Here is a 22,328-nt window from a genome sequence, read left to right on the forward strand (position 1 = left end):
TTCTGAGGATCGGTCGAGTTTACACGCTTTTGGAGGTATCTAAGTTTCACTATCTCGTGAATCTAGTGTACCTTCCGAACTATGACAACGATGGTCGCGGCGCAGGGCCTGATCAAGTCGTTCGGCCGAACTCGGGCACTGGACGGACTCAACCTCAATGTCGAGGCGGGACAGGTCCACGGCTTCCTCGGTCCCAACGGGGCCGGCAAGTCCACCACCATCCGGGTCCTGCTCGGGCTGTTGCGCGCCGACGGTGGCTCGGTCTCCCTGCTCGGCGGCGATCCGTGGAAGGACGCCACCGCGCTGCACCGGCGCATCGCGTACGTGCCGGGCGACGTGACGCTCTGGCCGCAGCTGACCGGCGGCGAGGTCATCGACCTGCTCGGCCGGCTCGGCAGCGGGCTCGACCCCGACCGGCGCAAGTCGCTGCTGGAGCGCTACGAGCTCGACCCGACCAAGAAGGCCCGCACCTACTCCAAGGGCAACCGGCAGAAGGTCGCCCTGGTCGCCGCCTTCGCCTCCAAGGCCGAGCTGCTGATCCTCGACGAGCCGACGTCCGGCCTGGACCCGCTCATGGAGGAGATCTTCCGGCAGTGCGTCGCCGAGGTCGCCGCCGAGGGCCGCACGGTGCTGCTGTCCAGCCACATCCTCAGCGAGGTCGAGGCGCTCTGCGAGCAGGTGACCATCATCCGCTCCGGCCGGACCGTCGAGAGCGGCGCGCTGTCCAGCCTGCGCCACCTCGGGCGGACCACGGTCGTGGCCGAGGTCGACGCGGTGCCGGACGGGCTGGGCGCGCTGCCCGGCGTGCACGACGTCACGGTCGAGGGCAACACGGTGCGCTTCCAGGCGGACAACGGCCAGCTCTCCGACGCGGTCGGCCGCCTCGCCGCCGCCGGGCTGCGCAGCCTCAGCAGCACCGCGCCCACGCTCGAGGAGCTGTTCCTGCGGTACTACAGCACCGCGCAGGACCGCCCGGAGCCGCAGGCGGTGCGCTCGTGAACTACGTCGGCACCTGGCCCCTGGTCCGGCTGGCGCTGCGGCGGGACCGGATCAGCCTGCCCATCTGGGTCCTCATCCTCGGCGGCATACCCAGCGCGCTCGCCGGCAGCCTCACCAAGCTGTACCCGACGGTCCAGTCCCGCATCGACTACGCGTCCGGCCTGGAGTCCAACCCGGCGACCGCGGCGCTGTACGGCCACGCCTTCTCGCCGGACACCATCGGCGGCCTCACCGCCATGCGCATCGGCGCGATCGGGGCCGCGCTGACCGGCCTCATGAACATCCTGCTCATCATCCGGCACACCCGGGCCGAGGAGCAGGCCGGCCGCCGGGAGCTGCTCGGCGCCGGTGCGGTGGGGCGGCAGGCGCCGCTGGCCGCCGCGTTCGTGATGGCGGTCATCGCCGACCTGCTGATCGCGCTGATCTGCACGCTCGGCCTGAAGGCCCGAGAGCAGGACCCGACCGGCGCGCTCGCCCTCGGCCTCGGCCTGGCCCTCTGCGGCCTGGTCTTCGCCGCGATCGCCGCCGTCGTCGCCCAGCTCACCACCTCCTCGCGCAGCGCGAACGGCATCTCCATCGCCCTGCTCGGCGGGTTCTTCATCCTCCGCGGCCTCGGCGACGCCTCCGGCGACGGCGGCGCGCACTGGCTGAGCTGGCTCTCCCCGATCGGCTGGGGCCAGCAGCTGCGGCCGTTCGCCACGGAGCGCTGGTGGGTACTGCTGCTGATGCTCGCCGCCGCGGTGGTCCTCGCCCTGGCCGCCTGGACGCTCTCGGCCCGCCGGGACATGGGCGCGGGCCTGCTCGCCGACCGGCCGGGCTCGGCCACGGGCGAGCGGATGGGCACCTTCGCCCTGGCCTGGCGCCTGCAGCGGGGCTCGTTGCTGGGCTGGACGTTCGGCTTCGCGGTGGTCGGCGTCGTCATCGGCAGCGCCGCCAAGGACGTCGGCAAGGTGGTCAACGGCAGCGCCAAGGTGCAGGACGCCCTGGAGAAGATGGGCGGCCGCACGGCGCTCGTGGACGCGTTCCTGGCCGCGATGATCGCCCTGCTCGGGCTGGCGGCCGCCGCCTACGCGGTCTCCTCCGCGCTGCGGCTGCGCGCCGAGGAGAACGACCACCGGATCGAGCCGCTGCTCGCCGGGTCGGTCACCCGCGGCGGCTGGATGGCCGGCCACCTCGCCTTCGCGTTCATCGGTGCGGCCGTGCCGCTGGCCGCGGCCGGCCTGACCATGGGCCTGGTGCACGGCGCCCGGGTCGGCGACGTCGGCGGCCAGACCGGCCGGATCCTCGGCGCCGCGCTGGTCCAGCTGCCCGCGGTCTGGGTGCTCGCCGGCATCGCCGTGGCGCTGTTCGGCCTCGCGCCGCGGCTGGTCGCGGTGAGCTGGGCCGGGGTCGGCCTGGCCCTGCTGTTCGGCCAGTTCGGCTCGGCGCTGGACCTGAGCCAGGGCGTGCGCGACATCTCCCCGTTCACCCACCTGCCCCGGCTGCCGGGCGGCGAGTTCCAGGCGCTGCCGGTGACGGTCCTGGTGGTCATCGCGATCGTCCTCGCCGCGGCCGGCCTCGCCGGCTTCCGGCGCCGGGACGTCAGCTAAATGAGCGACGGCAGGAAAGCGGTAGTTGTCGGTGGCGGCATCGGCGGGCTCGCCGCCGCCATCGGCCTCCGCCTGGCCGGCTGGTCGGTGACGGTCCTCGAGCGCGAGAAGGCGCTGGGCGAGGTGGGCTCCGGCCTGTCCCTGGCGCCGAACGCCCTCGAGGCCCTCGACGCGCTCGGCGTCGGCGAGCGGGTCCGGTCCGTCACCCACCCGTCCGGCGCCACGGCCAACCTGCGTACCCCCGACGGCCGGTACCTCATGCGCTACCGGCCCGGCAAGGACACCCCGGTCGCCGCGCTGCACCGGGCGGACCTGCACGAGGTACTCCAGTCCGCGCTGCCGCCCGAAGTGGTCCGCCTGGACGCGGAAGTCGTCGGGGTGAACGGCGCCGAGGTGCACTACAAGGGCGGAAGCCTGGCCGCCGACCTGATCGTCGGCGCCGACGGCGTGCACAGCGCCCTGCGCCGGCAGGGCTGGCCCGAGGCCCCGGAGCCGCCCTTCCGCCACTGCACGGTCTGGCGCGGCGTCACCGAGCCCGGCTCCACCGGCCCGATCGAGGGCAGCGTCACCATCGGCCGCGGCTGCTACTTCCTCATCCACCCGTTGCGCGGCGACCGCCTCTACTGGGCGCTCGGGGCCCGCGCCGAGGAGCCGTCCAGGCCCTCGCCCAGCGAGCACGCCGTGGTGCGGGAGCGCACCGAGGACTGGCACGACCCGATCCCCAAGGTGCTCGTCGCCACCCGCCCGGACCACGTGCTGCGCCACGACATCCACGACCTCGACCCGCTGCCCGCCTACGTCAAGGGCCGCGTCGCGCTGCTCGGCGACGCCGCCCACGCGATGGCCCCGGACCTCGGGCAGGGCGCCTGCCAGGCGATCGAGGACGCGGTCGAGCTCGCGGCCGCGGTCGGCGGGGCGGGCGACCTGGACGCGGCGCTGGCCGGGTACAACGCGCGCCGCCTGCCGCGGACCCACAAGATCCAGCGCGAGGCCCGGCGCAAGTGCGACATCACCATGTCGACCGCCGGCATGCCCTACGCGCTGACCACGTTCCTGCTCCGGCTCACCCCGCAGTCGCTCGCCCAGCGCTCGGCGCGACGGGTGTGGGCCTGGGACGCGCCCGAAATCACGTCGTAGATGGTCCGCCGCCTGCTCATCGCGGGGTGCGTGCTCGCGGCGGTCGCCGCCGCCGGCGGATACGCGCTCTGGCGGCGGGCCGGCGGCGGCGAGCTGGTCACCATGACCCGGTCGGGCGGCCTGCGCGGGGTCGTGCAAACCGTCTCGGTCGGCGACGACGGCGGCGTGCGCGTCGGCGGCCGGGACCGGGACCGCCTGCCGGCCGGGCGCCTGGCCGACCTGAAGGCCCGGCTGGACGCGGCCGAGGTCGACGCCTGGCCGCCGCGGCTCATGGACGACCAGGTGCGCGACTACTACCAGTACGACATCACCCTCCGGCGCCGCACGTTCACCACCAACGTGCCGGACCGGCTGCCGGGCCTGGCGCCCGTGGTCGAGGCCCTGACCGACCTGCTCGGGCAGCACCCGACCTGACGCGGTTAGACGACCTCGAGGGCGAGCCCAGCCTTGATCCACTTGCTGGACTCCACGGCGATCGCCACCGCGCGGTCGCCGTAGGACAGCTGGGGCAGGGCCCGTTCGAGCTGCAGGAAGGGCAGCGCGTTGCCGTTGTTGCCGGTCTCGGCGACGCAGCTGACCTCCACCGCGTCCGGGACGTCGAGGACCTCGGCGATGCGGGCGGTCATCCGGCCGGACAGCTGCGGCGGCAGCACGAAGTCCAGGTCGGCCCGCTTCCAGCCGAGGTTGTCGAGGACCTCGTCGAGGATCTCGGCGGCCATCCGCGGCACCGACTCCTCGATCGCCTTGTAGTCCTCGACGGCGGGCGGCTTCGGCGAGTCGCGCTCGGCCATGCCGTACCACTCGAGGGTCTGGCCAGGCGCGCGGCCCAGCCCGGTGAGCCGGACGAAGACGTGGCGGACCCGCGCGGCGCCCGGGGCCGCCCGCGAGCTGAGCACCACGGCCCCGGCCCCGTCGCCGAACAGCACGCCGTTGACCTGCTCGCCGGGCGGCAGGTCGGCCGGGTTGCGGGTCATGTCGAAGTGCTTGGCGCACACGTCGCCACCGAGCACCAGCGCGGTGTGGTGCCGGCCGGTCAGCAGCATCTGGTGGGCCACGTCGAGGGCCTGGAACGCGCCGGTGCAGCCGGACTGCAGCTGGTAGGCCGGGACCTGGTCGATGCCGAGCCGGTCGGCGACCACGTTCACCGTCGCCGGCATCAGTGCGTCGGGCATCGCGGTGCCCATGACCACGAGGTCCACGTCGGCCGCGGTGAGCCCGGCGTTGGCCAGGGCCCGGCGGCCCGCGGTCTCGGCGAGGTCCGCCAGGCTGTAGCGGACCTCGCCGGTCGCGAGGTCGACGGCGAGGTGCCGGGCCTTCGTGCCCACGAACGTGTCGACCCACTGCTCCCACAGCCGGTTGAGGCCGAAGCGGGCGGCCAGGGCGGCGTTGTCGACGGGCGGCCCGGGCAGGGCGGTGCCGATCGATCGGAGATAGACGCTCGGCGCGGTCATGGCCCGATTCTCGGCAGCCCGGCTAAAGCGCGACTAACTCGGAACGCGCTGCCCGGAGGTGTCGAACTTGCCGAACATCCCGGCCTTGACCTTGCCTTCCATGGTGTCCTCGTCGACGGTCATGGTGAAGGTCAGGGTCACCGGGAACATCTTCATCTTGACCTTCCAGGCCAGGTCGTCGCCGTCGATGGTGCCGTCGAGCAGGTCCGTGCTGATGTCGGCCTCGGGGTTGCTCATCGTGCCGGTGAGGCGGCCGCCCTCGGCCCGCACCGCCAGCCGCACCTGCTGCTTGCCCCGGGGGCTGTCGATCTCCAGGTCCCAGTTGCCGTCGACGCTCATGCGATCTCCTTCTCAGCGGTACCGAACCAATGTGTGATGGCGAGGCGGAGCCCCTCGGCGTCGTCGCCGGTCGCGTCCGCCCAGGCGACGAAGCCGTCCGGGCGGACGAGAACGACGGCGGCGCCGAGCTCGTCCGAGGGCCGGGCGGTGACGACGTCCACGCGGCCGGCCCAGCCCGAGAGGTCGCCGAACGGGGCCTTCCCGCCGGTGAGGTCCAGCACGACCCCGCGCCCGGTGTGCAGGGTCGAGGCCACCTCGACCGGCCCGGCGGCGGTCTCGACGCTCACGTGGGGGACCGGCCGACCCTGCAGCGGGTGCGCGTCGGCCCGGCGCCGCCCCAAATACTTGAACGGGTAGGCCACGTCGGTCACCACCCGAACGAGGTATTTGTTGACGTCCGGGAACTTCACCAGCTCGCCGAAGATCTCGCGCAGCGGCTCGACCCGGTCCGGCGGGTACTGCAACGCCAGCTGCGCCTGCGAGCTGACGCAGGCCCGTTCGCCGACCGGGTGCCGCTCCTTGTGGTAGGTGTCCAACAGGTGCCCGGGCGCCCAGCCATGCACCACCCCGGCGAGCTTCCAGCCCAGGTTCATCGCGTCCTGCATGCTGGTGTTGAGCCCGTGCCCGGCCCCGAAGTAGTGCACGTGGGCGGCGTCGCCGGCGAGCAGGACGCGCCCGACGCGGTAGCGCTCGGCCAGCCGGGTCACGTTGCCCGCCCGGCCCATCCAGCGCGGCTGCGGCGTGTCGAACTCCTGCCCGGTGATGTGCGCGGCCCGGGCCCGCAGCTCCTCGACCGTCACCGGGACGTCGTCGCCCGGCGCCTCGGCCCCGAACTCCATGGTCATCATCCGGACCGGGCCGCTGGGGTGCGGTACCACCGCGACGATCCCCTCCGGATAGGTCGGCGACTCGAACTCGGTCTCGAACGCGTCGAAGTCGGCGAAGACCGCGTACCAGCTCATGCCGGCGGCCGGGGCGGAGAAGCCGGCCAGCTCCCGCACGGTGCTGTGCGCGCCGTCGCAGCCCACGAGATAGGAGCCGCGCAGGGTGTACTCCCCGTCGCCGCCCAGCACCGTGACCGTCACGCCGTCCTCGTCCTGCGCGAGCCCGACGAGCCGGTGCCCGCGCCGCACGTCGACGCCCAGCTCGACCGCCCGGTCCTCGAGCACGCGCTGGGTCTTGGCCTGCGGGGCGAGCAGCGAGTACTCCTCGTCGAGGATCTCGCTGAGGTCGAGCCAGAAGTTGGCGTAGTGGATCATCGGCCAGATCGGGTACTTCTCATTGCGGATCTCCTCCATGAGCCCGCGCAGGTCCAGCGCCTCGACCGCCCGCGCGTGCAGCGCGTGCGCCTTCGACGTCTCGTCGGTGCAGATCTCCGTGTCGCGTTCCAGCACGACGGTGTCCACCCCGGCGAGCCCCAGCTCGCAGGCCAGCAGCATCCCCGCGGGCCCACCCCCGGCGATGACGACTGGGTCACTCATCGGTCTTCTCCTTCAGGAATCGCGCCAACGCCGACGGCGTGGGCTGGTCGTAGATCGCCGACGGCGGGATGTCGTCCCGCCCGGTCGCCGCGGCCATCCGGTTGTAGAGCTCCAGCGCCACGTACGACGTGAAGCCCAGCTCCATGAAGTTGCGCCCGGGGTCGATCGCGGCCGGGTCGGCGTGCCCGAGCGCGGCCGCCGAGTGGCGCAGGATCAGCTCCAGCAGCAGCCCCTCGCGCTCCCCGGGCGCGGCCGCGGCGAACCGGTCGCGCCAGGCCGCGTCCGCCCCGGCGTCCGCTGCCGCGTCCCGCGGCGCCTCCGGCTGGAGGTCGGCCACGAACAGCGGGACCTCGTGCCGGGCCAGCCCGGCGATGGCCGGTCGCGGGTCGACCGGCCGCAGCCCGTGCTCGACCAGCCGGGTCGCCACGGGGGTTGCCTCGCCGAGCCATGGGCCGCCCGCCGCCGAGGTCACGGCGTGCCCCTCGGCCCGCATCCGGCGCGCGAACGCGTCGAGGTAGGCGTGGGCCGGGCCGACGTTGGCGAGCCCGGGCGCGGGCACTACTCCGGCCGCTGAGGACAGCACGATGAGCGGGACCCGCAGCTCGCGCACGAGCTCCCGGACGGCCTCGGCCCGCGTCGCCGCCTCGGCCAGGCCGGCCTCGATCCGCTCGGCGTCGGGCGCCCCGACCTCGCCCCCGGCCTCGGCGGCCAGCACGATCACCGACGGGAAGCCGGCCTCGGCGGCGGCGAGTGCGATCCCCGCCGGGGAGGCGGAGTCGGAGGCGGCGTCGGTGGCGGGTGCGATGCCCGGCGGGGAGGCGGAGTCGGAGGCGGCGTCGGTGGCGGGTGCGATGCCCGGCGGGGAGGCGGCGTCGGCGGCGGGTGTGATCATCAGCGGGGAGCCGGGTTCGAGGCCGCGGATGACCTCCTCGGCGCCGTTGCCCGCCAGCCAGGCCGCGGCCGCGTCGGCCAGGACGCCCTCGCCGACGACGAGCGCGGTGCCCTTCGGCCGCCAGGTCGCCTCGCCGGCCGCCGCGGGCAGCAGCCGCCGCACGAGCGCCGCCCCTCCCCGGATCGCGATGCGGTCCTCGCCCGCGGCCACCGCATCGGCGAGCCGCTCGGCGGCGGTGCTGTCCAAAGCGGGCGGCAGGTCGGCCAGGCCCACGCGGCCGAGCCCCCAAACCTGGGCCTGGACGGGCCCGGCGGGCGGGTCGGCGGGCCCGGCCGCGACCGCGCCCCGGGTGCACAGCCACAGCGGCACCCCGCCGTGGCGCTCCAGCGCGTCCAGCGCGGCCGCCAGCGCGGCCCCGGTGCCGGCCCGTCCGGGCGCGAGCCCCTCGCCGCGTGGCAGCAGCACGATCACCCCGGCCGGCGCCTCGCTCTCGCCGGCCCCGCGCCCGGCCAGGACCCGGCGCAGCGTCTCGGCGTCCTCGCGGTCGTCCTCGCCCGCCAGCACCAGCCAGGCGCCCGCGAGCGCCGCGCCGGCCGGGGCGGTGGCCGGCACCCAGTCGATCCGGTGGAACCAGCGCCGCTGCCGCCGCCAGCCGGCCAGAGCTCGCACGACCCCCGCCAGGCCCGGCTCGCCGGTGAGGTCCAGCAGCGCGCCGACGGCGGGGAGGTCGCCCTGCTCGACGGCGTCCCAGAGGCGGGTGTCGTCATCCGCGGGCCCGGAGTCTTCCAGCCAGAAGCGGCGGTGCTGGAACGGGTACGTGGGCAGGGCGACCGGCCGGCGCGGGCCGCCGCCGAGGACCGCTGGCCAGTCGACCGTGGCGCCGTGCGCGTGGGCCTGCGCGACGGCGGCGAGCACCGCGACGGGCTCGGGGCGGTCCGCCCGCAGCGCCGGCACCAGCAGGGCCGTCCGGGCTTCGGTCCCGGCGAGGCAGTCGCGGCCCATCGCGCACAGCACGCCGTCGGGGCCGAGTTCGACGTACCGCGTGACCCCCTGCCCGGCGAGGAAGCGCATCCCGTCGTGGAACCGGACCGTGCCGCGGACGTGCCGGACCCACGCCTCCGGGTCGTCGAGCCGGCCGGGCTGCCCGGTCAGATTGGCCACGATCGGGATTTCCGGGGAGTTGTACGTCAACCCGCCCGCGACCCGCCGGAACTCGTCGAGGACCTCGTCCATGTGCGGCGAGTGGAACGCGTGGCTGACCCGCAGCCGCCGCGCCCGCCGTCCCCGCTCCGACCACAGCGCCGCGACCTCGGCGACGGCGTCGGCGTCCCCGGACACGACGGTCGACTCGGGCCCGTTGACGGCCGCGATCCCGACCCGGCCGGCGAAGGGGATCAGGCTCTCGGCGACCTCCGCCTCGGCGGCGCGGATCGACACCATCGCCCCCTCGCGCTCGACCCCCTGCATGAGCCGGCCCCGGGCGGTCACCAGCGCGCACGCGTCCGGCAGCGACAGCACCCCGGCGGCGCAGGCGGCGGCCAGCTCGCCGACGGAGTGCCCGATGAGCAGGTCGGGCCGCAGCCCCCAGCCGGTCAGCAGCCGGAACAGCGCGACCTCGACGGCAAACAGCGCGGGCTGCGCGAACTCGGTCCGGTGCACCGCCTCCGTGTCCATCGCCTCCCGCACCCGCGGGTCGAGGAGGGCCAGCGTCTCGTCGAGGGCGTCGGCGAACGCGGGGTGGGCGGCGGCCAGCCGGCGGCCCATGCCCGGCCGCTGGCTGCCCTGGCCGGTGAACAGGAACGCGGTCAGCCCGCCCCGCTGGACGCTTCCCTGCACGACGTCGGGCGACGGCTCGCCGCGCGACAGCGCCCGCAGCCCGGCCCGCAGCCCGTCGCGGCCGTCGCCGAGGACCACCGCCCGCTGCTCGAGCGCGGACCGGGTGGTGGCCAGCGCATGCCCGACGTCGACCGGATCCTCGCCGGCCACCGCTGCGTCCAGCCGGGCCGCCTGCTCGCGCAGCGCGCCAACGTCGCGGGCCGAGAGCACCCACGCGAGCACCGGCGGCCTCGCGTCCGCGGGCGGCTCGGGCGCCTCCGGCGGCGGGGCCTCCTCCAGCACCAGGTGGGCGTTGGTGCCGCTGATGCCGAACGACGAGACGCCGGCCCGCCGGACCCGCTCGCCGGCCGGCCACGGCACGGCCTCGGTGAGCAGCCGCACGTCGCCCGCGGCCCAGTCGACGTGCGGGGTGGGCGCGTCGACGTGCAGGGTCGGCGGCAGGCTCTCGTGGCGCAGCGCCATGACCATCTTGATGACGCCGCCGACGCCGGCGGCGGCCTGCGTGTGTCCGAGGTTGGACTTGAGCGAGCCGAGCCGGAGGGGTTCGTTGCCCGAGCGCTGGCCGTAGGTGGCCAGGAGGGCCTGGGCCTCGATGGGGTCGCCGAGGGTGGTGCCGGTGCCGTGGGCCTCGACGGCGTCGACGTCGCTCGGGCGCAGCCCCGCGCCGTCCAGGGCGGCCCGGATGACCCGCTGCTGGGAGGGGCCGTTGGGGGCGGTCAGGCCGTTGGAGGCGCCGTCGGAGTTGACCGCGGAGCCGCGGATGACGGCGAGCACCGGGTGGCCGAGCCGCCGCGCGTCGCGTAGGCGCTCGACGAGCACCATGCCGGCCCCCTCGGCCCAGCCGGTGCCGTCCGCCGCGGCGGCGAAGGACTTGCAGCGCCCGTCGGGTGCCAGCCCGCGCTGGCGGCTGAACTCGATGTACACCGCCGGGGTGGACAGCACCGTGACCCCGCCGGCCAGCGCGAGCGAGCACTCGCCGCGGCGCAGCGCCTGGGCCGCCTGGTGCAGCGCGACGAGCGACGACGAGCAGGCGGTGTCCACGGTCAGCACCGGGCCTTCCAGGCCGAGCGCGTAGGCGACCCGCCCGGAGGCCACGCTGCCGGCGCTGCCGCTGCCGAGGAAGCCCTCCAGCTCCTCGGGGATGTGGCGCAGGCGGGCGGCGTAGTCGGTGTACATCAGCCCCACGAACACCCCGGTCGGGCTGCCGCGCAGGCTCAGCGGGTCGATGCCGGCCCGCTCCACCGCCTCCCAGGCGATCTCCAGCAGGATCCGCTGCTGCGGGTCGGTGGCGAGGGCCTCGCGCGGGCTCATCCCGAAGAAGCCGGCGTCGAACTCGTCGGCGTCGTGCAGGAAGCCGCCCTCGCGGCAGTAGGTGGCGCCGAGCCGCTCGGGATCGGGGTCGTAGAGGGCCTCGGCGTTCCAGCCGCGCCGCTGCGGGAAGCCGGTGACCGCGTCGGTGCCGGCGGCGACGAGGTCCCACAGCTGCTCGGGGGTGGCGACCCCGCCCGGGTAGCGGCAGGCCATGCCGACGATGGCGATCGGCTCCCGGGCCTGGTCCTCCACCTCCTGCAGGCGGTGGCGGGTCTTGTGCAGGTCGGTGGTGACCCACTTGAGGTACTCGGTCAGCTTCTCCTCGCTCATCGGGTCTCCTCCCCGCCGCGGCCCAGCTGCTGGTCGATGAAGGCGAAGATCTCGTCGGCGCTGGACTCCTGGATGCGCGCCTCGACGTCGTCCTGCGCCGCGGCGGCCGGCTCGTCCCAGGCCGCCAGCACGGCCCGCAGGCGCCGCCCGACCTCGGCCCGGCCGCCGCCGGCGACGCTCGCCCTCGCCAGCGCGGCCTCCAGCCGGTCCAGCTCGGCCATGAGCTCGGCCGCACCGCCGGGCGCCTCGGCGGCGACGTGCTCGCGCACGTAGCCGGCCAGCGCGGCCGGCGTCGGGTAGTCGAAGACCAGGGTGGCCGGCAGCCGCAGCCCGGTCGCGGCGGTGAGCCGGTCGCGCAGCTCGACCGCGGCGAGGGAGTCCATGCCCAGCTCGGTGAAGGGTCGCTCGGGGTCGACCGCGCCGGCGCCGGCGTGGCCGAGCACCACGGCCACGTGCCCGCGGATGAGGTCGGCGACCAGCCGGTCGGCCTCCGGACCGGACAGCCCGGCGAGGCGCCGGGCCAGGCTCGGGCTCCCGGCGGCCGGGCGGCGGCCGGGCCGGACCAGGCCGCGCAGCACCGGGTTGAGCGTCCCGGCGTCGGCCTGGGCGCGCAGGGCGGCGAGGTCCAGCCGGGCCGGTACGAGCGCCGGGCGCGGGTCGGCCAGCGCCGCGTCGAAGAGCGCGAGGCCCTCCTCGGGGTCCAGCGGGACGAGCCCGCCGCGGCGCAGCCGGGCCCGGTCGGCGTTGCTCAGCTCGGCGGCGAGGCCCCCGCTCGCCCAGGCGCCCCAGGCGAGCGCGGTGGCGGGCAGGCCGAGCGCGCGCCGGTGCGCGGCCAGGGCGTCCAGCGCCGCGTTGGCCGCCGCGTAGCTCGCCTGCCCGGGGCTGCCGACCGTGCCGGCGAGGGAGGAGTACAGCACGAACGCGCGCAGGTCGTGCGTCAGCTCGTGCAGGTTCCGGGCGGCCTCGACCTTCGGGCGCAGCACGGCGTCGAGGCGCTCGGGCGTCAGCGCGGTCACGATCCCGTCGTCGAGCACGGCGGCCAGGTGGATGACCGCGGTGAGCGGACGTCGCACCGTGGCCAGCAGCCCGGCGAGGGCGTCGCGGTCGGCGGCGTCGCAGGCGGCCGCGGTGATCTCGGGCCCGAGGTCCGGCGCCTTGCCGCTGCGGCTGGCGAGCAGCACGTGCCGCATCCCGTGCCGGTCGACCAGGTGCCGGGCGAGCAGGGTGCCCAGCGCGCCCGTGCCGCCCACGATCAGGACCGTTCCGTCCGGGTCCAGGGGCGTCGAGCCTTCCGAGGGCCCGGCCGGGGCCAGGCGGGGCACCAGGAGACGCCCGCCCCGAAGCCGGAACTGCGGCTCGTCGGTGTCAGGCAAGGAGGCGGTGTCCGGCAAGGGGGCGGTGTCCGGCAAGGGGGCGTTCGCATCGAGATCGGCCAGGACGAACCGGCCCGGGTGCTCCGACTGGGCCGAGCGGATCAGCCCCCAGACGGCGGCCTGCGCCATGTCCGTCTGCGCGCCCCGGGTCACGAAGGCCAGGCGGCCCTCCCGGTCGCCGGCCAACCAGGCCTGGGCCTGCGCCAGGGCCTCGTGCGGGGTGCCCGGCCGCACCACGGTCACGTCGGCGGCGTGGCCCGAGGCGGGGGCCTCGACCCAGTTCAGGACGTACATCGCGGCGGTGCGGGCGGCGGCCAGCCGCCCGGGGGAGACCGGCCGCAGCAGGACGGACTCGACGCTCAGCACCGGGGCGCCGGTCTCGTCGGCGACGGCGAGGCTCAGGGACTCCCCGCCGCGCGGGGACAGCCGGACCCGCAGGGCGGTGGCGCCGCCGCCGTGCCACGCGACGCCCGTCCAGGCGAAGGGGAGCCGCAACGAGGACGGCCCGGACCCGAGCAGGGCGACCGGGTGCAGGGCCGCGTCGAGCAGGGCCGGGTGGATGCCGTAGCCGGCCGCGTCGAGCCCGTCGGGCAGGACGACCTCGGCGTAGACGTCCTCGCCGTGCCGCCAGGCCGCCCGCACCCCGCGGAACGCCGGGCCGTAGCCGAAGCCGCCGTCCGCCATCCGGTCGTAGAGGTCCTCGACGGGCACCGGCTCGGCGCCGGGCGGCGGCCACTGGGCGGACGGTCCGGCGGAAGGCTCGGCCCACGGCCCGAGGCGGCCGGTGGCGTGCCGGGTCCAGGCCGCGGCCTCGTCGGCCCGGGAGTGCACGGCGATGCCGTCCGGCCCGGCGGTGACCTGCACCCGCACGCCGCCGCGGGCCGGCAGGGCCAGCGGGGCCTCCAGGGTGAGCTCCTCGATCCGCTCCAGGCCGGTCCGGCGGCCCGCGGCCAGGGCCAGCTCCACGAACGCGGTCGCGGGCAGCAGCGTGGTGCCGCCGACGGTGTGGTCGGCCAGCCACGGCTGCTCCCGCCGGCCGAGCCGCCCGGTGAGCACCACCTCGTCGCGGGCCGCGTTGTCGAGCGCGGCGCCGAGCAGCGGGTGGGCGGCGGCGTCGAGGCCGAGCCCGGCGGCGTCGGGGCGGCCGGCGGCGGTGAGCCAGAAGCGCTTGCGCTGGAAGGCGTACGTCGGCAGCTCCACCGCCCGCCCGCCGCGCACCGCCGGGGCCCAGTCGACGGGTACCCCGGCGCGGAAGAGCTCCCCGAGGGCGGTCAGCAGCGTGCGCGTCTCCGGCCGGTCGGCCCGCAGCGCCGGCACGAAGGCCGCGCCGTCGACGCAGTCCCGCCCGAGCGCCGACAGCACCGCGTCCGGCCCCAGCTCCAGGTACAGCCGCGCGTCCTCGGCGTGCAGGTGCCGCACCCCGTCGAGGAAGCGCACCGGCTCGCGCACCTGGCGCACCCAGTAGTCGGCGGAGAACTCCTCGACCGGCCGTCCGGTCACGTTCGACACGACGGGGATCGCGGGCGGGTGGTAGGCGAGGCCCTCGGCGACCTTGCGGAAGTCGGCCAGCATGCCGTCCATGCGGTGGGAGTGGAAGGCGTGGCTGACCCGCAGCCGCCGGGTCCGCCCGGGCCACCCTTCGGCGAGGGCCAGCACCGCGTCCTCGTCGCCGGAGACGACGACCGCGCGCGGCCCGTTGACCGCGGCGAGGGCGACCTTCTCGCCCAGGTACGGCCGCACGTCCTCCTCGGTGCCCTCCAGGGCGACCATCGCGCCCCCGGCCGGCAGCCGCTGCATCAGCCGGCCCCGCGCGCTCACCAGCCGGCAGGCGTCGTCCAGCGACATCGCGCCGGCCAGGTGCGCGGCGGCCAGCTCGCCGACGGAGTGGCCGAGGAGCAGGTCCGGGCGCACGCCGAACGACTCCACCAGCCGGAACAGCGCGACCTGCAGCGCGAACAGCGCCGCCTGGGCGTTGCCGGTCAGGTGCAGCTCGTCGTCGGGGATGGCCCTGACGTCCACGTCGAGGCGGGCGCAGACCTCGTCGTGGGCGGCGGCGAAGGCGGGGTGGTGGGCGTACAGCTCCCGGCCCATCCCCGGCCGCTGGCTGCCCTGCCCCGTGAACAGCACCGCCAGCCGCCCCGGCTCGGCGACCGCGCCGCCGCCGGCGCCGGAGAGCCCGGCCAGCAGCTCGTCGCGGTCCGTGCCCAGCACCACCGCGCGGCGGGCGAAGGCGGACCGGTGGTGCACCAGCGAGAAGGCGACGTCGAGCGGGTCGGCCCGCGCGGCCGCCGCGCGCAGCCGGTCGGCCTGTTCGCGCAGGGCGTCGTAGTCGCGGGCGGACAGCACCCACGGGATCACCGGCGGGCCCGGCACCGGCTCCGGTGCGGCGTCCGCGGGCGGGGCCTGCTCCAGGATGAGGTGCGCGTTGGTGCCGCTGATGCCGAAGGCGGAGACCCCGGCCCGCCGGGGGCGGCCCGGATCGGGCCAGTCGACGGCCTCGGCGAGCAGCGCCACGCGGCCGGCGGTCCAGTCGACGTGCGGGCTGGGCGCCTCGGCCCGAAGCGTCCGCGGCAGGCGCGCGTGCCGCAGCGCGAGCACCATCTTCATGACCCCGGCGATGCCGGCCGCGGCCTGGCTGTGCCCGATGTTCGACTTGATGGAGCCCAGGTACAGCGGCTCGGCGCGCTCCTGCCCGTAGGTGGCCAGCAGGGCCTGCGCCTCGATCGGGTCGCCGAGGGTGGTGCCGGTGCCGTGCGCCTCGACGGCGTCGACGTCGGACGGGCGCAGGCCGGCGTTGGCCAGGGCCTGGCGGATGACCCGCTGCTGGGAGGGGCCGTTGGGGGCGGTGAGGCCGTTGGAGGCGCCGTCGGAGTTGACCGCCGAGCCGCGCACAACGGCGAGGACGGGGTGCCCGAGCCGCCGCGCGTCGCTGAGCCGCTCGACCACGACCAGCCCGGCCCCCTCGGCGAACGCGGTGCCGTCCGCGCCCGCGCCGAAGGGCTTGCACCGCGCGTCCGGCGCCAGCCCCCGCTGCCGGCTGAACTCGACGAACACGCTGGGCTGGGCCATCACGGTGGCCCCGCCGGCCAGCGCCAGGTCGCACTCGCCGCGGCGCAGCGCCTGGCCGGCCAGGTGCAGCGCGACCAGCGACGACGAGCAGGCGGTGTCGACGGTGATGGCCGGGCCCTCCAGCCCGAGCACGTAGGCGATGCGGCCGGAGGCGACGCTGGCCGTGTTGCCGGCCATGAAGTAGCCCTCGAGCTCCTCCGCCGTCTCGTGCCGCGAGGAGGTGTACTCCTGCGCGATGAGCCCGGCGAACACCCCGGTGCGGCTGCCGCGCAGGCTCAGCGGGTCGATGCCGGCCCGCTCCACCGCCTCCCACGCGGTCTCCAGCAGCAGCCGCTGCTGCGGGTCGGTGGCCGCGGCCTCGCGCGGGGAGATGCCGAAGAACGCCGCGTCGAAGTCGCCGGCGTCGTGCACGAACCCGCCCTCCCACACGTAGCTGGTGCGGGCGTGGTCCGGGTCGGGGTGGTAGAGGGCCTCGGGGTCCCAGCCGCGGTCGGCCGGGAAGCCGGTGATGCCGTCGGCGCCGGCGTCCAGCAGCCGCCACAGGTCGTCGGGGGAGCGCACGCCGCCGGGGAACCGGCACGCCATGCCGACGATGGCGAGGGGCTCGTCGGTTTCCGTGGTGGCTTTGGCGGTACCACCGGAGTCCGCCACCGTCCCGAGCAGCTCGTCGCGGACGAAGCCGGCCAGCGCGCCCGGCGTCGGGTAGTCGAACGCCAGCGTCGCCGGCAGCAGCAGCCCGGTCGCCGCGTTGAGCCGGTTGCGCAGCTCGACCGCGGTCAGCGAGTCGAAGCCGAGGTCCTTGAACGGCCGCTCGGCGTCGACGGTGTCCGGGGAGGCGTGCCCGAGCACCGCCGCGATGTTGGCCCGGACCAGCTCCAGCACCGCCTTGCGCTGCTCGCCCGGGTCCAGCCCGCGCAGCCGCCGCGGCAGCGAGGAGCTTGTGGTGGGGCGGCGGGCGGCCGGCGCGCGCACCAGGCCACTGAGGATGGCGGGCAGCTCGCCGGCGCGGGCCCGCAGCGCCGCCGCGTCCAGCTGGGCCGGGACCACCGCGGCCCGCGCCCCGCCGTACGCCGCGTCGAAGAGGGCCAGCCCCGCCTCGGTGCTCAGCGGCGCGATGCCGCCGCGGGCCATCCGCCGCCGGTCCGCCTCGTCGAGGTGCCCGGTCAGCCCGGTCGCCTCGGCCCAGAATCCCCAGGCGAGGGAGGTGGCCGGCCGGCCCTGGGCCCGGCGGTGGTGGGCGAGGGCGTCGAGGTAGGCGTTGGCGGCGGCGTAGTTGCCCTGACCGGGGGAGCCGAGCACGCCGGACACCGAGCCGTAGGAGACGAACGCGGCGAGGTCGAGGTCGCGGGTCAGCTCGTCGAGGTGGGCGGCGGCGAGAGCCTTGGGCCGCAGCGCCGTTCGGAGACGTTCCGGGTTCAGGTCGCCGATCAGACCGTCGTCGAGCGCCCCGGCGGCGTGGACGACGGCGGTGAGCGGGCGCTCGGGCGGGATGGCGGCCAGCAGCTCGGCCAGCGCCTCCCGGTCGGCGACGTCGCAGGCCGCCACCGTGATCTCGGGACGCGCGGGCGATGCGCCGCCGCTGCGGCTCGCCAGCAGCACGTGGCGCATGCCGTGGTGGTCGACCAGGTGCCCGGCGAGCAGGGTGCCGAGGACGCCGGTGCCGCCGGTGATGAGGACCGTGCCGTCCGGGTCGAGCGGGCGGGGGACGGTCAGGACGAGCTTGCCGGTGTGACGGGCCTGGCTGAAGTACCGCATCGCCTCCGGCGCCTCGCGCACGTCCCACGCTGCGATGGGCAGCGGGGCCAGCTCGCCCGCGGCGAAGAGCCCCGTCAGCTCGGCCAGGATCTCCCGCACCCGGTCGGGGGAGACGGCGCTGAGGTCGAACGGGTGGTAGCCGGGGCCGAGGCCGGCGCGGACGTCGGTCTTGCCCATCTCGATGAACCGGCCGCCCGGTCCGAGCATCCCGAGCGAGGCGTCGATGAAGTCCCCGGTGAGCGAGTTGAGGACCACGTCGACGGTGGGGAATCGCTCGGCGAAGGCGAGGTCGCGGGAGTTGGCGATCCGCTCGTCGGGCAGGCCGAGCCGGCGCAGCGCCGGCCACTTGCGGGCGCTCGCCGTGCCGAAGACCTCGGCGCCCAGGTGCCGGCCAAGCTGCACGGCGGCCATGCCGACGCCACCGGCCGCCGCGTGGACGAGCAGGGACTCGCCGGGCCGCAGGTCGGCCAGGTCGACCAGCCCGTAGTACGCGGTGACGAACGCGACCGGCACGGCTGCCGCCTGGGCGAACGTCCAGCCGTCGGGGATGCGGGCGAGCAGCCGGTGGTCGGCGACGGCGACCGGCCCGATGCCACCGGAGATGAGGCCCATGACCCGGTCGCCGGGTGCGTACCCGGTGACGCCGGTCCCGACCTCGGTGACGACGCCCGCGCCCTCCGCGCCGACGAGGGCCTGGCCCGGGTACATGCCGAGGCAGATGAGCACATCGCGGAAGTTGAGCCCGGCGGCCCGCAGCGCGATGCGCACCTGCCCCGTCCCGAGCGGCCCGGTGGCGGCCTCGAACGGCACGAGCTCGAGCTTGTCGAGGGTCCCGGTCCCGGTGGTCTCGAGCCGCCAGGCGGGCGTGTCGGGCGGGGTGAGCGCGGGCTGCTCGGCGGCCCGGGTGAGCCGCGGCGCGAGGAGCACCCCGTCCCGCCAGGCCAGCTGGTCCTCGCCCGCGGCCAGCGCGGCCCCGATCAGCCCGGGATCCGGGTCGGGCCCGCCGTCGAGGTCGAGCAGGGCGAACCGGCCCGGCTGCTCGGTCATGGCGGTGCGCACCAGGCCCCAGACGGGCGCCTGGTCGAGGCCGGGCACGTCCTCGCCGGGCCGGGTGTTGACCGCGCCCCGGGTGACGACGACCAGCCGCTCGGCCGTGGAGGTCTGCAGCGCCTCCAGCGCCCAGGCGGGCGCGTCGGCCCCTTGTGGACAGTGGAGCAGCTCCGGTGCTCGCGCCGCCTCGGCGGGCTGGACGGCGGTCCAGTGCACGCGGAACAGGGCGTCGGGCCGCTCGGCCGCCATCGCGCGCAGGACGATCCCGTCGATGGAGAGGATCGGCTCGCCGAGCGCGTCGGCGATGCGCACCCGGTGCTGCCGCATGTCGAGCCGGACCCGTACCGCGGTGGCGTCGGTGCCGCTGCGGTGCAGCGTCACCCCGGTCCAGGAGAACGGCAGGCGCACCTTGTCGTCGCTGGGACTGTCGGCGGCGGCCACGTGCAGGGCGGCGTCCAGCAGGGCCGGATGGAGGGCGAAGCCCCGGGCCGGGGTGTCGTCCGGCAGGCGGACCTCGGCGTACCGGGCGTCGCCGGCCGACCAGGCCGCCTGCACGCCCTGGAACAGCGGCCCGTAGTCATATCCGGCGGCCGCGAGGGAGTCGTAGAGGTCGGTGACGTCCAGGGGTACGGCTCCGGGCGGCGGCCAGGCGGCCAGGTCCTCCGCCGGCTCCTCGGACGAAGGGCCGATGAGCCCGGTGGCGTGCCGGGTCCATGGCTCGTCCTCGCCGGTCTGCGAGGAGATGTCAGTCTGCGAGTAGATCTCGACCGTGCGGCGGCCGGTCTGCGGGTCGGGGGCGCCGATGACCATCTGCAGCCGCACGTCGCCGCGCTCCGGCACGACCAGTGGCTGCTGCAGGGTCAGCTCGTCCAGCCGGTGACCGGCGTGCAAGGCCAGCTCGACGAGCGCGGCGCCGGGAACGATGGTCGTGCCGTTGACCCCGTGCTGGGACAGCCACGGGTGGGTGGCCAGCGACAGCCGTCCCGTGTAGATGGTCAGCGGGGGCTCGGCGGTGGCCACGGCGGCGCCCAGCAGCGGGTGGCCGGTCGGCCGCAGGCCCAGCCCGGCCGGGTCGGCGCCGGGCCGCGCGGCCAGCCAGTAGGTGGCCCGCTCGAAGGGGTACGTCGGCAGGTCCAGCTGCCGCCCGCCCGGCCCGAGCGCGGCCCAGTCCGGCACGACCCCGCGCGCGTGGGCCTGCGCGGCCGCGGCGACGAGCTGGTCCGGGCCGCCGGCGTCGCGGCGCAGGGTGCCGATGGCGGCGGCCCGGGGCAGGGTCTCCTGGATCACGGCGGTGAGCACCGGGTGGGGGCTCGCCTCCAGATAGGTCCAGTGCCCCAGCCCCGCCAGCCGCTCCAACGTCTGCCGGAACTGGACCGGGCGGCTGAGGTTGTCGGCCCAGTACTGCGCGTCCAGCGTCGTGGTGTCGGCGAGTTCCCCGGTGACGGTCGAGTAGAACGGGATCTCGGCAGGCTTCGGCTCGATCCCGGCGAGGTCGGCCAGGATCCGCTCCCGCAGCGGCTCCATGTGCGGCGTATGGCTGGCGTAGTTCACCGGGATCCGCTTGCCCGGCAGCCGGTCCAGGGCCTCGACGGCGCCCGCGACCACGGTCGTGGCCGGGCTGTTGTGCGCGGCGATCCACGCCCCCTCGGGCAGCTCGATCCGGTCGGCCGGGAGCTGGACGGACTGCATGCCGCCGGTGCCCGCGACGAGGGTCAGCGCGCGGGCCCGCAGGGCGACCACCCGGGCGGCGTCCTCCAGGCTCAACGCGCCCGCGATGTGGGCGGCGGCGATCTCGCCCTGGGAGTGGCCGATGACGGCGTCGGGCCGGATGCCCAGGTCGAGCCAGCGCCGGGCGAGGGCCACGACGACGGCGAAGAGCGCGGGCTGCACCACGTCGACCCGCTCCTGCAGCGCCGGGTCGCGCAGCGCGTCGGCCAGCGCCCAGTCGACGTGCGGGGCGAGGGCGGCCGCGCAGGCGTCGAGATGCGCGGCGAAGGCCGGGTCCCGCTCGGCCAGCTCGACCGCCATTCCCGGCCACTGCGAGCCCTGCCCGGGGAAAACCAGCACCACCTTGCCCGGCAGGGCGGTGGAGGCGTTGCGCACGATCGTCTCCGGCAGCGCCGCGCCCGGCTCTGCCTCCGCGATCAGGCCGAGGCCGGCCCGCAGGTCGTCGAGGACGATCGCCCGGTGCTCGAAGGTGGCCCGGTTGGCCAGGGTGCGGGCGACGTCGGCGGGGTCGAGGCCGGGGTGGGCGTCGAGGTGCCCGGCGAGCCGGCGGGCCTGCTCGCGCAGCGCCTCCGGGGTACGGGCGCTGAGGATCCAGGGCAGCCGTGGTCCGGGCCGCGGCGCCTCGAGGTCCCGCGGCGGCTCCTCCAGCACCATGTGCGCGTTGGTGCCGCTCACCCCGAACGAGGAGACGCCGGCCCGGCGCACCCGCTCGCCGGCCGGCCACGGCACGGCCTCGGTCAGCAGCGCGGCCCGGCCGGCCGTCCAGTCCACGTGTGGGCTGGGCGCGTCCACGTGCAGGGTCGGCGGCAACACCCCGTGGCCCATCGCCAGCACCATCTTCATGACCCCGGCGATGCCGGCCGCGGCCTGCGTGTGCCCGAGGTTGGACTTGATCGAGCCGAGGCGGAAGGGCTCGTCCCGGTCCTGCCCGTAGGTGGCCAGCAACGCTTGGGCCTCGATCGGGTCGCCGAGCGTGGTGCCGGTGCCGTGCGCCTCGACGGCGTCCACGTCGGCGGGCTGCAGCCGGGCGTCGGCGAGGGCCTGGCGGATCACCTTGCGCTGGGACGGGCCGTGCGGGGCGGTGAGGCCGTTGCTGGCCCCGTCCTGGTTGACCGCGGAGCCGCGGATGAGGGCGAGGACCGGGTGGCCCAGACGGCTGGCGTCGCCGAGCCGCTCGACCACGACCAGGCCCATGCCCTCGGAGAAGCCGGTGCCGTCGGCGGCGGCCGCGAAGGCCTTGCACCGCCCGTCGGGCGAGAGCCCGCGCTGGCGGCTGAACTCGACGAACAGGTGCGGCTGGGCGATCACCGTGACCCCGCCGGCCAGCGCCAGGTCGCACTCGCCGCGCCGCAGCGACTGCACCGCCTGGTGCAGGGCGACCAGCGACGAGGAGCAGGCCGTGTCGACCGTGACCGCGGGACCTTCCAGGCCGAGGGTGAAGGCCACCCGGCCGGACGCCACCGAGGTGAGCGAGCCGGTCATGAGGTACCCGTCGAAGTCCTCGGCCTCGTGCGCGTAGTCGGCGAACATCACCCCGGCGAAGACCCCGGTGGCGCTGCCCTTCAGGGTCCCGGGATCGATCCCGGCCCGCTCCAGCGCCTCCCACGCCCCCTCCAGCAGCAGCCGCTGCTGCGGGTCGGTGGCGAGGGCCTCGCGCGGGCTGATGCCGAAGAACGCCGGGTCGAAGTCGCCGGCGTCGGGCAGGAACCCGCCGTCGCGCACGTAGCTGCAGCCGGACCGGCCCGGGTCGGGGTCGTAGAGTGCGTCGAGGTCCCAGCCGCGGTCGGCCGGGAAGCCGGCGATCGCGTCCCGCCCGGCGGCCAGCAGCTCCCACAGCTCCTCCGGGGTGTGCACCCCGCCCGGGAAGCGGCACGCCATCGACACGATCGCGATCGGCTCGTGCTCGCGGGCCTCCACGTCGTGCAGCCGCTGCCGGACCTGCCGCAGCTCGGCCGTGGTGCGCTTGAGGTAGTCGCGGAGCCGCTCCT

8 protein-coding genes and 1 pseudogene are annotated in these 22,328 nt (G+C 76.1%); 4 read left to right on the plus strand and 5 right to left on the minus strand.

Annotation, left to right across the window (positions count from 1 at the left end):
- Positions 1–81: 81 nt before the first annotated feature.
- Genes ABD352_RS49935 through ABD352_RS49950 form a run of 4 tightly spaced genes read left to right on the plus strand, consistent with a single transcriptional unit; the run spans position 82 to position 4,139 of the window.
- A complete protein-coding gene (locus tag ABD352_RS49935; protein WP_344619705.1) occupies positions 82–999 on the plus strand; it encodes an ABC transporter ATP-binding protein in 918 nt (305 codons plus the stop codon).
- Positions 996–2,588, plus strand: coding sequence for an ABC transporter permease (locus tag ABD352_RS49940; protein WP_344619706.1), 1,593 nt, complete (start codon positions 996–998; stop codon positions 2,586–2,588). The genes ABD352_RS49935 and ABD352_RS49940 overlap by 4 nt, the downstream gene beginning before the upstream one ends.
- Positions 2,589–3,725, plus strand: a complete 1,137-nt coding sequence (locus tag ABD352_RS49945; RefSeq protein WP_344619707.1) for an FAD-dependent monooxygenase — start codon at positions 2,589–2,591, stop codon at positions 3,723–3,725.
- Entirely contained in the window at positions 3,726–4,139 is a 414-nt protein-coding gene (locus ABD352_RS49950; RefSeq protein ID WP_344619708.1) for a hypothetical protein, read from the plus strand.
- Between the two features lie 5 nt (positions 4,140–4,144).
- Here the strand turns inward: ABD352_RS49950 and ABD352_RS49955 are convergent, their stop codons facing one another.
- The 5 genes and pseudogenes from ABD352_RS49955 to ABD352_RS49975 form a co-directional block, all read right to left on the minus strand.
- Positions 4,145–5,176, minus strand: coding sequence for a 3-oxoacyl-ACP synthase III family protein (locus ABD352_RS49955; protein WP_344619709.1), 1,032 nt, complete (start codon positions 5,174–5,176; stop codon positions 4,145–4,147).
- Between the two features lie 33 nt (positions 5,177–5,209).
- Positions 5,210–5,515 carry a hypothetical protein gene (locus ABD352_RS49960; RefSeq protein WP_344619710.1) on the minus strand — a complete coding sequence of 102 codons (306 nt, stop codon included), beginning with the start codon at positions 5,513–5,515 and terminating at the stop codon, positions 5,210–5,212.
- A complete protein-coding gene (locus tag ABD352_RS49965; protein WP_344619711.1) occupies positions 5,512–6,996 on the minus strand; it encodes an FAD-dependent monooxygenase in 1,485 nt (494 codons plus the stop codon). The genes ABD352_RS49960 and ABD352_RS49965 overlap by 4 nt, the downstream gene beginning before the upstream one ends.
- Complete coding sequence (locus ABD352_RS49970; protein ID WP_344619712.1) at positions 6,989–11,365, minus strand: type I polyketide synthase; 4,377 nt, start codon at positions 11,363–11,365, stop codon at positions 6,989–6,991. Before ABD352_RS49970 ends, ABD352_RS49965 begins: the two co-directional genes overlap by 8 nt.
- Positions 11,362–22,326 (minus strand): annotated as a pseudogene (locus ABD352_RS49975) (beta-ketoacyl synthase N-terminal-like domain-containing protein); the annotation flags it as partial. The gene ABD352_RS49970 and the pseudogene ABD352_RS49975, both read right to left, overlap by 4 nt.
- Between the last annotated feature and the right edge of the window lie 2 nt (positions 22,327–22,328).

The organism is Dactylosporangium salmoneum (assembly GCF_039532525.1).
GTDB classification, from domain to species: domain Bacteria; phylum Actinomycetota; class Actinomycetes; order Mycobacteriales; family Micromonosporaceae; genus Dactylosporangium; species Dactylosporangium salmoneum.